This window comes from Candidatus Allofournierella merdavium, from assembly GCF_944382735.1.
Lineage (GTDB): Bacteria > Bacillota > Clostridia > Oscillospirales > Ruminococcaceae > Allofournierella_A > Allofournierella_A merdavium.
In genome coordinates, this window is the sequence record NZ_CALWND010000006.1 from 201,260 (window position 1) to 216,985 (window position 15,726).

General features: G+C 56.3%; 18 protein-coding genes and 1 tRNA gene. 18 read left to right on the forward strand and 1 reads right to left on the reverse strand.

Translation table 11 applies throughout. The features are described from left to right. Positions 1 to 9: 9 nt before the first annotated feature. Positions 10 to 1,686 carry a hypothetical protein gene (locus ACH2A7_RS06770; protein WP_394960919.1) on the forward strand — a complete coding sequence of 559 codons (1,677 nt, stop codon included), beginning with the start codon at positions 10 to 12 and terminating at the stop codon, positions 1,684 to 1,686. Between the two features lie 80 nt (positions 1,687 to 1,766). After that, positions 1,767 to 1,970 carry a hypothetical protein gene (locus ACH2A7_RS06775; RefSeq protein WP_394960920.1) on the forward strand — a complete coding sequence of 68 codons (204 nt, stop codon included), beginning with the start codon at positions 1,767 to 1,769 and terminating at the stop codon, positions 1,968 to 1,970. Between the two features lie 64 nt (positions 1,971 to 2,034). Here ACH2A7_RS06775 and typA read toward each other — a convergent pair whose 3' ends face one another. Further along, the gene (gene typA, locus ACH2A7_RS06780; RefSeq protein WP_394960921.1) at positions 2,035 to 3,858 is read right to left on the reverse strand and encodes a translational GTPase TypA; all 1,824 of its coding nucleotides are present in this window, start codon (positions 3,856 to 3,858) and stop codon (positions 2,035 to 2,037) included. A gap of 281 nt (positions 3,859 to 4,139) precedes the next feature. On the opposite strand from typA, the gene ACH2A7_RS06785 reads away from it, so the two are divergent. From ACH2A7_RS06785 to ACH2A7_RS06860, 16 genes are all read left to right on the forward strand, one after another. Then, a tRNA-Val gene (locus ACH2A7_RS06785) sits at positions 4,140 to 4,215 on the forward strand. A gap of 275 nt (positions 4,216 to 4,490) precedes the next feature. Continuing rightward, complete coding sequence (locus ACH2A7_RS06790) at positions 4,491 to 5,525, forward strand: tyrosine-type recombinase/integrase (RefSeq protein WP_394960922.1); 1,035 nt, start codon at positions 4,491 to 4,493, stop codon at positions 5,523 to 5,525. 56 nt (positions 5,526 to 5,581) lie between these two features. Next, the gene (locus tag ACH2A7_RS06795) at positions 5,582 to 6,745 is read left to right on the forward strand and encodes a hypothetical protein (protein ID WP_394960923.1); all 1,164 of its coding nucleotides are present in this window, start codon (positions 5,582 to 5,584) and stop codon (positions 6,743 to 6,745) included. Positions 6,746 to 6,811: 66 nt separating this feature from the next. Further along, complete coding sequence (locus ACH2A7_RS06800) at positions 6,812 to 7,267, forward strand: hypothetical protein (protein ID WP_394960924.1); 456 nt, start codon at positions 6,812 to 6,814, stop codon at positions 7,265 to 7,267. Position 7,268: 1 nt separating this feature from the next. Further along, positions 7,269 to 7,574, forward strand: a complete 306-nt coding sequence (locus tag ACH2A7_RS06805) for a hypothetical protein (protein WP_394960925.1) — start codon at positions 7,269 to 7,271, stop codon at positions 7,572 to 7,574. 112 nt (positions 7,575 to 7,686) lie between these two features. Then, positions 7,687 to 8,475, forward strand: a complete 789-nt coding sequence (locus ACH2A7_RS06810) for a ParA family protein (protein ID WP_394960926.1) — start codon at positions 7,687 to 7,689, stop codon at positions 8,473 to 8,475. A gap of 1 nt (position 8,476) precedes the next feature. Continuing rightward, positions 8,477 to 9,340 (forward strand): ParB/RepB/Spo0J family partition protein, encoded by an 864-nt coding sequence (locus ACH2A7_RS06815; protein ID WP_394960927.1) that lies wholly within the window; start codon positions 8,477 to 8,479, stop codon positions 9,338 to 9,340. Further along, positions 9,337 to 9,630, forward strand: coding sequence for a septation protein SpoVG family protein (locus tag ACH2A7_RS06820; RefSeq protein ID WP_394960928.1), 294 nt, complete (start codon positions 9,337 to 9,339; stop codon positions 9,628 to 9,630). The genes ACH2A7_RS06815 and ACH2A7_RS06820 overlap by 4 nt, the downstream gene beginning before the upstream one ends. Beyond that, entirely contained in the window at positions 9,627 to 10,343 is a 717-nt protein-coding gene (locus ACH2A7_RS06825) for a class B sortase (protein ID WP_394960929.1), read from the forward strand. The genes ACH2A7_RS06820 and ACH2A7_RS06825 overlap by 4 nt, the downstream gene beginning before the upstream one ends. A gap of 204 nt (positions 10,344 to 10,547) precedes the next feature. Beyond that, entirely contained in the window at positions 10,548 to 10,880 is a 333-nt protein-coding gene (locus ACH2A7_RS06830) for a hypothetical protein (RefSeq protein WP_394960930.1), read from the forward strand. Next, on the forward strand, positions 10,858 to 11,484 hold the full coding sequence (locus ACH2A7_RS06835) for a GNAT family N-acetyltransferase (protein ID WP_394960931.1): 627 nt from the start codon (positions 10,858 to 10,860) through the stop codon (positions 11,482 to 11,484). Before ACH2A7_RS06830 ends, ACH2A7_RS06835 begins: the two co-directional genes overlap by 23 nt. A 106-nt stretch (positions 11,485 to 11,590) precedes the next feature. Then, positions 11,591 to 11,902: a hypothetical protein gene (locus tag ACH2A7_RS06840; protein ID WP_394960932.1), complete on the forward strand. Its 312-nt coding sequence runs from the start codon at positions 11,591 to 11,593 to the stop codon at positions 11,900 to 11,902. Positions 11,903 to 11,936: 34 nt separating this feature from the next. Continuing rightward, a complete protein-coding gene (locus ACH2A7_RS06845; protein ID WP_394960933.1) occupies positions 11,937 to 13,163 on the forward strand; it encodes a DUF3846 domain-containing protein in 1,227 nt (408 codons plus the stop codon). Positions 13,164 to 13,211: 48 nt separating this feature from the next. Further along, positions 13,212 to 13,943, forward strand: coding sequence for a Fic family protein (locus ACH2A7_RS06850; RefSeq protein ID WP_394960934.1), 732 nt, complete (start codon positions 13,212 to 13,214; stop codon positions 13,941 to 13,943). Between the two features lie 24 nt (positions 13,944 to 13,967). Continuing rightward, positions 13,968 to 14,549 carry a hypothetical protein gene (locus ACH2A7_RS06855; protein ID WP_394960935.1) on the forward strand — a complete coding sequence of 194 codons (582 nt, stop codon included), beginning with the start codon at positions 13,968 to 13,970 and terminating at the stop codon, positions 14,547 to 14,549. A 53-nt stretch (positions 14,550 to 14,602) separates the two neighbouring features. Then, positions 14,603 to 15,490, forward strand: a complete 888-nt coding sequence (locus tag ACH2A7_RS06860; protein WP_394960936.1) for a phospholipase D-like domain-containing protein — start codon at positions 14,603 to 14,605, stop codon at positions 15,488 to 15,490. Positions 15,491 to 15,726: the final 236 nt, after the last annotated feature.

The following is a 15,726-nucleotide window of genomic DNA, read 5'->3' on the forward strand; positions in this document are numbered from 1 at the left end:
AGGAGCGGTATGGAAAACGCTCTGACGCCCAATACGAAACGGCAGTGGCTGGCCGCGGCCGGCTGCGCCCTGGCGGTGCTCGTCATCTGCGCGCTGCCCTTTGCCAACCGGGACCTGGTGGCCGGCCATGACGCGGTGTTCCATGTGCTGCGGCTGGAGGGGCTGGCAGACGCCCTGGCAGGCGGCGCATCCCTGCCGGTGCGCATCTATTCGCTGCTGCTGGGCGGTTATGGCTACGCCGCCGGCCTGTTCTACCCGGACCTGTTCCTCTACCCCGCGGCGCTGGCCCGGGTGGCGGTGCTGGGCCCGGAACTGGCCTTCAAATTCCTGCTGCTGGGCTGTGTGGCCCTGCAATGCGTCACCAGCTACTTTGCCGGCCGCGCCATCGGCAAAAGCCATTTTTCCGGCTGCGCCTTTATGGTGCTCTACGGCCTGTGTCAGTACCATTTCACCAACCTCTACATCCGCAGCGCGGTGGGGGAGGTGCAGGCCATGGCTTTCCTGCCGCTGGCCGTGTGGGGGCTGTGGGACCTCACCGAAGAGGGGGCGAAAAAACCCTGGCTGCTCTTCCTGGGCTTCACCGGCCTGGTGCTCAGCCACACCGTCAGCCTGGCGCTGATGGGCCTGGTGGCGGTGGTGTGGGTGCTGGTGCGGCTGCCCAAGGTGCTGCACCGACGGGCGATCCTGGGGGGACTGGGCGCGGCGGCGGTCTGCCTCGCGGTGAGCTGCTACTACTGGCTGCCGGTGCTGGAACAGTTCTCCGCCGACGTCTTCAAGGTTACCGCGAAACCGCTCACCCGCCTGATGTACAATGTGATGACCCTTGGGGCCATCTTCGACCCGGCGGACTACACCGGCCTCGGGCTGGGGGGCATGATCCTGGTGCCCCTTACAGCGGTGCTGGGGCTGTGGCTGGCCCGCCGGGGCTGCCGGAACCTCCGGGGCTGGGTGTTCCTGGCGGTGGGTGCGGCGCTCACCTTTGCCACCCTGGGCTGGGTGCCCTGGGGAAAGCTGGACGAGACCTTCCTCACCAGCGTCCAGTTCCCCTGGCGGCTGAACGCCTTTGGCCAGATGTTCCTGTGCCTGGGGGCGGCCTGCCTGCTGGCGGGCCTGGAGGGAAAAGGGCGCCGGGCGGCGGCGCTGGCGGTTTGTTTTGCCCTGTCGCTGGCAAACCTCGCCTGCCTCTGGCCCACCTTCCCGGAACTGGTGAACTACGACCGCAACTATTTCACCGGCCAGCGGGGGGAGACCTTCTATCTGGTGGGGGCCGAGTGGCTGCCCGCAGGAGTGAACACCATCGAGTACGCCTTTGAGCCGGAAGCGCAGTACACCAACGGCCGGGGCGCGTTCCAGGGAGAGTACCTGCCCAACGGGGACTTTACCGCCCCCTTCGACGGCACAGCCGGTCTGTGGGGCATCCCGAAGCTGTGGTATAAAGGCTACACCGCCCGGGTGGAGCCGGCGGACGGCGGCGCGGCCATCCCCGTGCCGCTGCACAAGGACGCCGGGGGCCGGGTGGAACTGGATGTGCCCGAGGGCCTGCCGGACGGGCGGCTGGTGGTGGCATACACCGGCACCGCCCTCCAGCACGCCGCCGATTGGATCAGCGGCCTGTCGGCCCTGGGCCTTGCCGGCGCGGCGGTGTGGTGCGCGGCGCGGAAGCGCCGGCGCGCGAAAGGACGCTGACCGCCCCGCGGCAAAAGCGAGGTGGCAAAAGGCGCCGCCGGGCGACAGCGCCCGGCGGCAGGAGAGAGGAGCGATGAAGGATGTCTCTGTTTGAACCCCGCACCCCCGTCTACGCCGGGGAGGGCGACGAACTGAAAAAGGTAGAAAAGCTGCTGCGCGACCACCAGATCGACTACAAGCTGAAGGCCGGCAGCGCCGGCACGCTGGTGATGGTCAAGCGCGGCCGCGCCGACGAGGCGGAGATGGAGATCCGTGAGGCGAAGGCCCGCAACTGGCTGTGGTGATACAACGAAAAGAAGGCCCGCTGCCTGTGGCAGCGGGCCTTCTCTTTATCATGGGGGAAAACGGTCAGTTCTTCTTGCCCTTCAGTTCCTTCATGCGCAGGTCGTGGCTCAAAATGCGCTTGCGGATGCGCAGGCTCTTGGGAGTGACCTCCAGCAGTTCGTCGGGGGCCAGGAATTCCAGGCAGCCCTCCAGGCTGAACTTGCTCACCGGCACCAGCCGCAGCGCGTCGTCCGAGCCGGAGGCGCGGGTGTTGGTCAGGTGCTTGGTCTTGCAGACATTCACGGTGATGTCCTCGCCGGTGGGGGTGTAGCCCACCACCATGCCGCCGTAGACCTTTTCGCCGGGGGTCACGATCAGGGTGCCGCGGCCCTGGGCGTTGAACAGGCCGTAGGTCACGGCCTCGCCGGTCTCAAAGCTGATCAGGCTGCCGGTGTTGCGGCAGACGATGTCGCCCTGCCACTCCTCGTAGCCGTCGAAGATGGTGTTCAGGATGCCCTCGCCGTGGGTGTCGGTGAGGAACTGGCTGCGGTAGCCGAACAGGCCGCGGCTGGGCATGCGGAACTCCAGCCGCACCCGGCTGCCGATGGGCTCCATCTGCTGCAGAATGGCCTTGCGGGCGCCCAGGGCGGTCATCACCGCGCCCTGGTAATCGGTGGGCACGTCCACCACAACCCGCTCCATGGGCTCCATGGTCTTGCCGTTCTCCACATGGGTCAGCACCTTCGGGGGGCTCACCTGCAGTTCGTAGCCCTCCCGGCGCATGGTCTCGATCAGGATGGACAGGTGCATCTCGCCCCGGCCCATCACCCGGAAGGAATCGCTGGTGGCGGAATCCTCCACCCGCAGGGCCACGTCCTTCAGCAGCTCCCGCTGCAGCCGGTCGCGGATCTGGCGGCTGGTGACATACTTGCCCTCCCGCCCGGCGAAGGGGCTGTCGTTCACCGAGAAGGTCATCTCCACGGTGGGATCGTTGATCTTCACAAAGGGCAGCGGCTCCACCTTGGCAGGGTCGCACAGGGTGTTGCCGATGGTCACGTCGGCGATGCCGCTGAAGGCCACGATGTCGCCGGCGCTGGCCTCCTCGATGGCCTCGCGGCCGTTGGCCTTGAAGTCATACAGTTTGGTGATGCGCCCGCGCAGCGCCACATCGGGGTTGTGCCAGTCGCACACCTGCACGTCCTGGCCCACCTTCACCACACCGTTCTGGATGCGGCCGATGCCGATGCGGCCGACGAACTCGTTGTAGTCCACGCTGGAGACCAGCATCTGGAAGGGGGCCTCGGGGTCGCCCTCAGGGCACTTGACGTACTGCAGGATGGTGTCGAACAGAGGCTTCAGGTCGGTGCCCGGCACGTCGGGGCTGTAGCTGGCGGTGCCGGCGCGGCCGGAGCAGAACACCATGGGGCTGTCCAGCTGTTCGTCGGTGGCGCCCAGGTCCATCAGGAGCAGCAGCACCTCGTCGATGACCTCCTTGATGCGGGCGTCCGGCCGGTCGATCTTGTTCACCGCGATCACCAGGCTCAGGTTCTGCTGCAGCGCCTTCTGCAGCACGAAGCGGGTCTGGGGCATGCAGCCCTCGGCGGCGTCCACCAGCAGCAGCACGCCGTTGACCATCTTCAAAACGCGCTCCACCTCGCCGCCAAAGTCGGCGTGGCCCGGCGTGTCCACGATGTTGATCTTCACACCGTTGTAAACGGTGGAGCAGTTTTTGGCCAGAATGGTGATGCCCCGCTCACGCTCGATGTCGCCCGAGTCCATCACCCGCTCGGCCACCTGCTGATTCTCCCGGAACGCGCCGCTCTGCTTGAGCATCTGGTCCACCAGCGTGGTCTTGCCATGGTCGACGTGGGCGATGATGGCAATGTTGCGCAGGTCTTTCCGTTCCATTAGCAAATCCTTCCTTTCATCCCGATCGGCCGCATCGGAAGCGCGGCCCTCTATTACTTCTATTATAATGCACAGTGAAAAGCACGCTATTTATAGTACGGCACCACCCGCCCTTTGTCAAGAATATACAAATAATTTTTGAATGTTCGGCCGAATAAACAAAATCCGCCGCACGCCTTGTTTTAACGCCTTCAGGCAGGGGAGCAAGAGCCCGTTTTTTCAAAAAAGGGCTTGCAAAATGCCGGTCGGTCTGTTATAATAACAAAGCTGTCATACGATATGGGCGGTTAGCTCAGCTGGTAGAGCATCTGCTTGACGTGCAGAGGGTCGGGGATTCGAGTTCCTCACCGCCCACCAGAGAAATAAGCTCTGGCGGACTTCTTAAATGAAGTTCGCCAGGGCTTTTTTGTTGTTATGCATCTGCTCATGCCTGCGGCAAGGATACCTGTGACGCCGCTGCTTTACCCCCGTGTGGAGAGCGGCGGCTTCGTAAGGGGCACAGCCCCGCACAGCAACCCGCCTAACCACGACCAGACGGAGGGAAACGTCAACCGAGAAACAGGCGTCAAAATTAAGAGATATAATATGCGGACAACGAGCGATATTCTGAAATTTGAAAGGAGTTGTCCGTTATGGTTTGCATGAATTGCAAGAAAATCGTGAGTGATGGTTTGTTTTGTTCCATCTGCGGATGGGATCAGCGAAAAGACCCTGCCCGCTGTACATTGAATGAAGTACACAACAGATGGAAAAAAAGAAAGCATTACCGCAGCCTTGGCCCGAAAGGGAAACGGGGATACGACTTGGCGTGGAACAAAATCGAATGTCTGGCAGAGCTTCCCATTCAAATGATCCAATACGATGATTACCAGAGGTGCCTGGATGAGATGGCCTGTTCGGGGCTGTCTCTCTCGACCCAGCAAAAAGTTCAGCAGCTCATCAGCCAGCTGAGCAAGCAAGCAATCATCGAAGGTCTCATCACTCAGAACTATGCTTCCGAACTGGTTCTGGAGGGGCGGGAAGCGCGGGAGACATTACCGTTTGAAATCAACCATATCCCGTTGCTTTACCAGTGCGCAAAAGGCGGGAAGTATGCAAAGACAGCGCAAATCGTTTTAGTTTTGATCACCACTGGCTATCGGCCGGAAGAACTTTTTTCCATTCGCTGTGAAGACATGGACCCTCGGATCCCTTTTCTTTGTAGCGGATCAAAAACGGTTGCTGGGCAAGATCGCATTGTGCCGATTTTGCCGCTTGTGCAGCCGTTTATCTCGCAATGGTATCTGTCCTGCCCTGTTGTAGCACATCAAAAACAGGGATACTTGGTGCGCGGGGCAAAGGGAGGCAAGAAAAACTTTGCAAATTGGCGGGCGAGGGAATTTTATCCCATGACCCTCGAACTTGGCATCAACCGGCCGGATCAGCTGAATGATAAGCGGAACATCCCCCATATCACCCCCTACTCTGCTCGACACAGTTTTGCGACATTCAGTGCCTACGCAGGAGTTGAGGAGGAGACCCTGATAAAGATGATCGGACATGCTGACATCAAGACAACACGAAAGCATTACATCCATGCAAATCTCATGGATCTGCCGGAAGTAAAACATATCCGGCAGGAAGCGCAAAAAATCGAAGACTACATCAAAATACACATGGCAATATAAAACCAAAAGGGCCGCAGAAACCACTGCGGCCCTTTTGCTTGTGTAAGGAGGAAAAAATGGTCATTGGAGTTGTTGCAGGCGAGCAGCTGTATGAGCAAATTAATAAGCTCAATTTTCGCGGCGAGTACGACATACGCTGGGTGGAGCCGAAGGAACCGACGGCGATCTGCCGGACACTGGAAGCGAATCAGGAGTTTACGGATGTGCTGATCGACGCCGGGAGCCTTAAAACAGCGAATGCCGATGAAGCGGTATCCCTGGTGGATCGACTGCTGCGCACGACACAACTGCACATCATGGTGCTGGCGGACGGGTATCTGCCAGAGAGCCGACTGATTCGCGATTTGGTTTCGGTGGGTGTGACGCAAAAAGATATTTTTCTGCAAACTGGCGTCAAACTGCAAATGAGGATCAGTAACCTGCTTCATACAGTGCCACCGGTTGAAAAAGCAGCGCAGGTGCCCACCGAGACGCCGGAGCAGAAAGAAGAAGCGCAAGCGGTTGAGCAGCCTGTGCCGGCTGCGGTTGTCCCACCCTCCCAGGTGGATGCGGCGACAGGGAAATCCATGCAGATCCGCAAACCGGCCAGGCCGGCGACGCGAGCGGTAACGATCGCTGTGGCCGGCGGCGGCCCGCGGATCGGCACCACCACCCAGGCGATGCAGTTGCTGCTGTACTTGACGGCCCAAAACTTCCGCTGCGCATATGTGGACATGCAACAGGCTGATCAGATGAGGCAGTATCTGACGGTTTACGACAAATGCGAGCAGCTTGGCCCTCACGAGTACACGATCCAGGGCTGTCACTTCCTGGATACCGGCAAGCTGCTGATGCAGGCACGGATGGAGTACGACTATCTGATCTGCGATTATGGCGACTATGCGGAGATTGCCGATACAGTGTCCTTTTGGGAAAAAGACATCAAGGTGCTGGTGGCCGGCATCAAACCGTGGGAGAGCGACCAGCTCAGTCGGGTGTTCGATGACGATGATGGCAGCCTGCACTATATTTTTTCCTTTGTTGCGCGAGCGGATGAGACGGATGTGCGCAACCAGATGGGCGACAGCGCAGCCAACACGCAGTTTGCTCCCTATGCGCCGGATTTTTTCTCCTACTGTGGGGATGATGAGTTCTATGCACAGATCGTTTCCTGTCAAAAGACCGAGCCTCAACAAAAGAAAAAAGGGTTTACATTTCATCTGTTCCGTCGGCGCAAATGACAGGAGGTACGACCGTCGGTCGTACCTCGTTGCATTTAGCAAGAAAAAGAAAGAGAGGATCATATCATGACAAACGTGGAACGCTTCAAACAACTTGTGGCACTGCGCGAAGGCAATGTGGATCATCAATACGTGGCAGCATTTTACATTTTGTCGTCAGACCCTGATTTGTTTAGCGCAGCACAAAAAGCAGTCTCATCGGACGGCATAGATTTTCGGACGATCCGCAAGGAAGTTCAAAAAACCGCGTCTGAGAACAAACAGCTGCTTTGCGAGATCGCCAACAATGTCTTTTCCTGGGACAGCGCATGCAGGGAAAATCCCTTCTGGAGCCTGGCGACGCTCCCGGCCAGGGACTACCTGCTGGCATGGGAGGCCATCGGCATCGCGGGCGGGAAATTGGAGCTGCGTGTTCAGATGGGCCGCTTTGACATCAGCGAAGAGCCCCTTGCCAAGGCGATCGCTTTTGAAAACCAGATTGACGCAATGCGCGAGAAGGCGTTTGCGGGAATGGAGCCATAAAATGAGAACAAAAGGCAAGCAGCTGCGAGCAGCGTGGGAACAGCAGAAGCAGCAGCAGATACTCCGTGATCAGTATGGCGTTTCAGACCCCAACACCATTGTGGTCGAGCGAAAAAACGTGGTAACCAACACACTGCGGTTGGCTGGGCGGGCTTCCATCATGGCAATCCGCTTTGCTGCATCTGTCGCGCTGGCCGGCCTGGCTCTGATCGGGCTGGCCGCGCTTATCTACCCGGACACCCGGCTGGCACTGCTGGGGCATGCGGTGGAGACCATGAACCAGCTGAACCAGTGGTTGCCTGCATAGGTACGACCGACGGTCGTACCTCGAAAACCGCATAACAAAGCCAAAAACGAGGTGCGACCAACGGTCGTACCTCGTTGCATTTAACAAGAAAAAGAAAGTGAGGATCAACACCATGAACAAGAAAAACACCATCATCGCCGTCGCCAATCAGAAAGGCGGCGTCGGCAAGAGCACCACGGTCATCAATCTCGCAGCGGCCCTGGTAAAAAAAGGCCGGAAAGTGCTGTGCATCGACCTGGACAGTCAGGCGCACCTGTCGCGTTTCCTGGGCTGGGAGGGCGGCTCGATCACGATGAGCAGCCTGCTTCGCCAGGCGGCCGCCGGCCAGCCGGTCGACGCGGATACCGCAGGTAAGGCGATCTGCCACCATGCCGAGGGCATGGACTACATCGCGGCGGACCTTTCGCTGGCCGAAGCCGACGTCTATCTGGTCACGGTGATGTACCGGGAGCAGGTCTTGCAGCGTCTGCTTCGGCAGCTGCCCATCGAGGAGTACGATTATGTGCTGCTGGATTGCCCGCCGTATCTGGGCCTGATCCTCACCAATGCCCTGGTGATCAGCACGGATGTGATCATTCCGGTGCAGGCCCAAAAGGCTGCGCTGGACGGCCTCGAAAACCTCCTTGCGATCGTCCAGAACATTGCTGGCATTACCGGCAACGCCCTCCGCGTCAATGGCATACTGCTCACCATGGCGGACGCCACCAACCAGAGCAAGGCTGTCGAACAGGCGCTGCACATGGACTATCCCGGCGTGGTCTACAACACTGTGATCCCCCGACTTGTGGAGGCGGCGGACAGCACCGCCCAGGGGCATAGCTGTGTGGCTATGGCGAAGAGCCGGATCGGGCAGCGATACATGAGCCTGGCCGATGAAGTGATGGAACGGGAGGGCAAGTAACATGGCTGGCAAAAACTTCAACTTCAGCAAAAGCTCCAAGCCGGCTGGAATGAACTACCAGGCGCAGTCCACGGTTCTTTCTTTGTTGAGCGGAGCGGGCGGCCAGGCCCAGTATCAGATTGTCGCTCTGGACTTGCTGGACGCCTGCCCCCTTCAGCCGCAGTTTTACAGTGTCAACCAAGACAAAATGCAGTCGCTGGCCGACAGCATTCGACTGAAAGGTGTCCTTCAGCCCATTGTGCTGCGCACCAAGCCAAACGGCAGATATGAGATTCTGGCTGGCCATTGCCGTACCGAGGCCAGCCGTATGGCGGGCAAAACGACCATCCCGGCGATGGTCTATCAGCAGCTTGACGACGCCTCGGCAGAGTACATTTTCCATGTCACCAATCTGGAAGATGGACACGACCTGCCGCCCAGTGAGCGTGCAAAAGGGTATGCCGCTGTGGCAAAACTGCTGGCAGAGAAGGGCCTGCCCAACGGGCAGAGCACGGCCGGCGTCGCAAGGGAGACCGGCGTGGACATTCGCACCGTGCAACGGTACAATCGGCTGGCCCAGCTGGATGCGGGGCTTCTGGAAAAGGTGGACGCCGGGCAGGTGTCGGTGAGGGCCGGCGCGCAGCTGTCCTATCTGAGCGAGAAGCAGCAGGCCAAGGTCGCAAAGGAACTGGAAAACGGCGCAACGATCACGGAGGAGCAGGCGGTGGCCATGCGTCGCAAAGCGAAGCAGGACATCCGGCCGGCTGCCATCAAAAAGCTTGATTTCGCGCCGTTTGCCAGGTTTTTTCCGCCGGACGCAACAAAGAAAGAAGTGGAGCAGCGGATCGTGGATGCGCTGGTTCAGTGGGAGGAGCATCATCGATGAAAATTGGTATCAAGAATTTTAAACTGACTGGGCCCGCGGCGGGGACGCTGAGGGCCACGGCTGATGTGCAACTGGCTTACAGCAACGGGAGGAAACTGCTGACTATCCGGGACGCAAAGGTGATCGAGGGCAAAGAAGGGCTGTTTGTGTCTCTGCCCTCGATCAAACGGGGCGAGCGATATCTGCACCTTGTTGTGGTGGAAGACCTGGAGCTGGAGGAGAAGATCAAAACGCTGCTGCTTGGGCAGTATGTGTTGGAAGCTGGCAAGAAAGAAGGGAAAAAGCAATGAAACAGGTGGTGACACTGCTGCTGGCAGCCGCCACATTGCTCGCTGGCTGTGCTGGCACGGCTTCCCGGCCCGCTGCGCCTGCCAGCGTGGTGAGCAATGAAGAACAGCAGGAACAAGCGCCGGCAGATCCGCGCCTGGCGGAGGCTCAGATCAATAATCCTGACACGGTCGCCTGGCTGACTGTGTCAGGCACCAACATCGACGGCCCGGTGCAGCAGGCTGAGGACAATGAATACTATCTGCGCCGTGATGAGCGGGGCGAGCCGAGCCACGACGGCTGCTACTTTGCAGACTACGAGTGCGATTTTTCCGGTGATACGCTCAGCACAAACACCATCATTTACGGACACAGCTTCACGGCCCCCGGCCAGGATCCGAACATCGGCTTCGGTCAGCTCAGTGCCTTCTTGGATGCCGACTTTGCGGCCGAGAACACAGAGATTTTTCTTTCTGTTGCGTCCAGACAGTACACATTTGAGATCAAAAGTGTGGGCATCGCCAGTGCGGAGCAGGACGGAGTGTGTATCCTGGCGTCGCCCGGCTGGGCGCAGCAGCAAGAGCTGGTGCGCCTGGCAAACGAACGAAACGTGATCGAGGGCCGGGAGCTGGAGGCGGTGGGCGGCCAAAAACTGCTCACTCTCGCCACCTGCACCGATGATGCATCCGAAAGACTGGTGATTGTGGCGGAGCTGGTACTGCCGCAGCAGCGATAATGGTGCGACCGACGGTCGTACCACAAAAATCGCATAAACAAGCCAAAAATCAGGTGCGACCGACGGCAGTACCTCGTTTTTGTATCCCGCATCCCAGCCCGCTTTCAGCGGCATTTCTCATGTTCAAAACAAAGGGAACAACTCAAAAACGCAGAGAGCGCAGCGACTCGGCGCGCTTTCTCTGTAAAGGAGGCAACGGTAAATATGATGTTTTCAAAAATGCGCGGTGCGATTCGGGATTATAAAGGGGAGCAGCATCTAAAACGGGAATTGAAATTTGCTAACTTGATTTTAGATGGAGACCTTGATATAGTAAAACTGCCTTTTCGGGTTCGGCGAAAGCGATATTTCAGCTATTATAATTATAGCTTTCGACGTGCCCGCGGCATGGGGGACTTCAAAAGGTTTTCAGAATTACGGGGAAGCCTGATGGTCGATATGCACCAGGAGAAGGATCCCGCTCAGCAGGAGCTGTTAAAAGATTTGATGAATAGTCTGGAGGCCGCCGAAAAGTATGTTCGGGAAAATTGTCGGTGATTTCAGCGAGTGGATAAGGCGCAGGAACATATATTATACGCTGTATTATGACCTGATCGACAAAATCCGAGCAGAACGCAGTGTGGTGGCCGACCTGGATCGGCAGCTTCATTGTGCAAACAGAAAGTATGATGCGCTGGTCAATTCCCTTCATGCAGTTACGCTGGAAGGATATACAATATCCAAGATTCAGAGGGAAAAAGGCGGGGAAACGCTGCTCTTTTTCACGAAAAGAGACTCCACTATAAGCGGAATCTCTTTTGACATTGCTGTTCGCCTATATGCCTATCAAGACACCGTTTTGGAAGAACGATTTCGAGCGGAGTTGACCTGTGATCCGGGTAAAGAGCGCATGACAATTATAGACAACTATGTAATTGGGGAACGCGGCCAAGGATACGGCAGTAAGGGTATGGAGGAAATAATCCATATCGCGAGGGAACAAAGGTTAAAGATCATTTCCGGAAGTTTGCATCCTGTTGATATAGGGTGCAATGCTGATAATGAGAATCGGGACCGTGTCCTTCGCTTTTATAAAAAGCATGGATTCACAGTGAAACTTGCAGAGGACGGAAACTCAGGGCATATCCGGCTGTATTTATAAAATTCACTTTCAGGTGCGACGAATCGTCGCACCTTGTTTTTTCTTGCCCCAGCCCGCATTCAGCGGGCGCTTTTTTACCCAAAACAAAAAAGGAGGGAACCGCGAAATGAAACAGCCAACGGAGAGATTGCAAAATGAGCTTCGATCAGATTCTAACATCTCGCAGCGCATGAATCCCAACTTCGCGGTTTTGGGAATGCCTTCAAATTACAGGAAAGAAGATGGGCAAGCAGCCAACACTGATATGCACCCGCAGATCAATCAGGGTGATGGCCGCTTTTCATATTTGCGTGAAATAATTCATCGAAGAGAGCCTGTGTTTGTTGTGGATATAAAAGGGAAACTGTTAGAAGAGGTGCGGGTACGACCGACGGTCGTACCTGAAAAACCGCATAACCAAGCGGAAAATCAGGTGTGACCGACGGGCGCGCCTCAGTGCAAAGGAGAGAACAATGGAGCGGATCACTTGTGCGGATTTGATGGGGTATCTTGAGAAAGAACCCGAAAAAGTAATGGTTTTGGACATCGAAACGACGGGCCTTCATGCACCGGAGGACGAAGTTCTGTCTTTGACGATCATTGATGGAACAGGGGAAACGTTGTTCTACGACAGCTTCAAGCCGGAACACAACACGGCCTGGCCGGAGGCTCAGGCCGTGAATGGGATCTCGCCGGACGATGTGGCTGACGGCTCGATCTTTACGGAAGAAACAGAGTATATCAACCTGCTCCTGGCTAAGGCGGCGGTGATCGTCGGGTACAACCATGAGGGCTTTGATTTGCCTTTTCTGGCCCAGTTTGGCGTTTGTCCGCCAGAAGATGTGAAGCTTGTTGATGTGATGATAGATTACGCGGAGATCAAGGGCGAATGGGACAAAAACCACCAGGACTGGAAATGGCAGAAGTTGACTGCCTGCGCGGCGCATTACGGCTATCAATACCAAGCGCATGACAGTCTGGAGGACGTGAAAGCAACATTGTTCTGCGCCCGTAAATGCGCGGAAGACCAACTCCGGCAAAAAGCTGTATATCAGATAGAAAGCGGAAACATCCTCTTTATCCAGGCTTGTGACGGCGGATACGACTACACCATTTACGATGCGGATAATAAAGCGATCGACGGCGGGCGGCTGGACAATGAGAGGCTCTCACTGCTTGATGTTCGTGACGAACTTCTGATGGAATTTGCCCCAATGGAAAGTGTGTACACTTACACAGAAGAGGCTGCCAATGGGTTCCTGGATGAAGTAGCCGAAGCGGAAGGAGCGCGCCCGGAACAAAAGAAGGAAATGCAGGTGTTGATCGTCCGGCCCGGTGAATACGCAAAAAGGGCTACGATTGACGGAACGCTTGAATCCATGCAGCACCTTGTCGGTGGCATGATCGAGGTTGTGTATCCGTGGGAGGAGCGGGCGGCCATCGTTTGCAATGATGAGGCGCTGCTGCTGAACATGAAGCCAAACCGCTTTGTTGCGGAGATCCAGGAGCCGATTTTCGGTTCTTTCTTTGTTTGCGGCCTGGGGGATGGGGATCTGGTCGGCCTCACGGATGAGCAGCTGGAGCGTTTCGAAAAAAAGTTCCACTATCCGCAGCTTTTCACCATGGCGGAGAACTGCTGCATAGTAACGGACTGCCGGCCTGAAGATCTCACGCAGCCGAAAGAACCGCTCTCGCCTTGACCGTCCATCCGGCATAGGGTACAATAACTTAAAAGGGGGCGCGTGTGTATGAGCCTTTTGGAACAGCTTTTGGAGGAAAAAAGCACCCGCCGAAAAGGTGGGCTGTACCACCAGACGCAGATCCTGTTTGCCTACAATTCCAACCGCATTGAGGGCAGCCGGCTCACCCACGAGCAGACGCGCTTCATCTATGAAACAAATACGTTTCTGCCGGATGGCGATACCCCCATCCGCACAGACGATGTGATCGAGACGATCAATCACTTCCAGGCGTTTGACTATATGCTGGACGTGGCCGGGCAGCCTCTTTCCGAAGAGGTCATCAAGGAGCTGCACCGCCTGCTGAAGCGGGGAACGTCGGATGAGCGGGATCCCCGCTTCCGGGTCGGGGAGTACAAGGCCCTGCCCAATATGATCGGGGAAATGGTGTACACGGCAGCGCCCGGGGAAGTGCCGGCCAGGATGCAGGCATTGCTGCGGGCATACCGGGAGAAACCTTCCGTGAACGAGCAGGACGTGATCGACTTTCACTATCGCTTTGAAGCGATACACCCCTTCCAGGACGGCAACGGGAGGGTCGGCCGTCTGGTCATGTTCAAAGAGTGCCTGGCTCACGGGCTGGTGCCCTTTGTGATCGACAGCGACCACAAGCTGTTCTACTATCGCGGCTTGCGGGAATACCCCCAGGAGCCGGGGTATCTGGTGGACACCTGCCTTTCGGCACAGGACAAATACCGTCAACTGATCGCATACTTCCAGCAGCCGCCTTTGGAGCCGTAACAACAAGAGAAGGGGAGGACGCAAATGAAAGTCTATACGATCATCGGGGGCGTGAACGGCACGGGAAAATCAAGCCTCACGGGTATGCTCCGCACAGAACGGACGGACTTGGGGATCGTCGTTGACCCTGATCGGTGTACTGTGCTTTGCAATGGGGATGAATATGAGGGTGGAAAACTCGCTGTGTCTCAAATTGAGAATGCTCTGAATGAGGGCGTCAATTTCACACAGGAAACAACCTTGTCGGGCGGCTATCCCAAACGGCTGTGCAGTCGGGCAAAAGATGCCGGATATTATATCCGTTTATACTATGTCGGATTGGACACGCTGGAAGAGAGCCTGCACCGCATAGAAAATCGTGTGGCCCATGGCGGACACAACATACCGGAAAAGGATGTGCGCAGCCGGTTTGCGCACCGTTTCCAGGACGTCGGAAAGATTTTGCCATACTGTGACGAAGCGAAGTTTTTCGACAACAACAACGGGTTTATGCTCGTGGCAGAATACAGAAACGGGCAGTTGTTTCCCATTGGAGCCCATACGCCAGGATGGGTGCAGGAATTATACCAGCAGCTTTACCCATATCAGCGTGGGATGGAGCCGTAACAGGTACGACCGACGGTCGTGCCTTCCAAAAAAGCAACTAAGGGGATAAGGGTATGGGCTATTATGGAAATCTGGGCACAGTAACAGGAAATGTTTATATAGGCACGCATGCCGGGGCGCACATGGAGGAGGCTGTACAAAAAGCAGAAAACAGTATCCATCTGATTAGCCCGTACATCGGAGAGACATATCTTGATTTGTTGGCCGAAAAGCAACGCCAGGGAGTTTCTGTCCAAGGGCTTTTTCAAGAAGTGAAAGCCCGGCCTCGCGGGGCAAGCACTGTCAAAAAAGGATACGGATATGTAAGGGATGATTTGGGCCTGAGAGATGTTATCACATCGTTCTTGAGGCTCCAAAAAGTGCCTTTGGCAGCCAATATAGCGATGAGAAAAAAGCAGCGAAGGACAGCCCGTGTGATGATGGGAATGCTGATTTTTCTGGTGGTCGGCTTTTGGGCCTTATTCATTCTGTGGCTCGCTGCGCAGGAGAAGCAGCTGCAAAGTCTGCAAGAGTTTCCAAGTTTGAAAAACATTACAGATAGCTTTCCGCTCCCTATGGAAGTAGTGCTGAGTGGAATTGGTGTGATCGTTGTTCTGTTTGCGGTTGCCCATGACCTCGAAAAGCGTGCCCGAAGCATTCCCACGGTGGAATACCATTTTGAACCTGTTGTAAATTTAAGGATGATTCGAAGGTATGCAGACAATTTTGTCCATTTAAAGCTGCTCATTGTGGATGACAAAATAGCCTTTTTGGGTTCTTTGAATCTCACGTATAGCGGCCTGAACCAAAACCTTGAAAGCTGTGTTGAGATTTCTGACCCGGGCGCTGTACAAAATCTGCTGAGGATATGCCGAGAAATACAAGCAAGGACAGAATGCTATGAGATTCATGAGATCGGCAAATATTACTTTGGTGAATACGGATACGATGAGACCATCTGAAGAAAAACTGTCATAGGTGAAAACCGCATAAACAAGCCGAAAACGAGGTGCGACCGTCGGTCGTACCTCGTTTTTTATACCCTTTTCCAGCCCGCTTTTAGCGGGCTTTTTTCCTTGCAAAGCCTTTTTATCGTACCCAAAATGTGCTATCATGGGTGAGTAAACCAAGGAGGAAGGAATCATGAAAAAGAAAGCGCTGATTTTTTCTTTTGTTGCGGCAACCCTTGCGCTGGCGC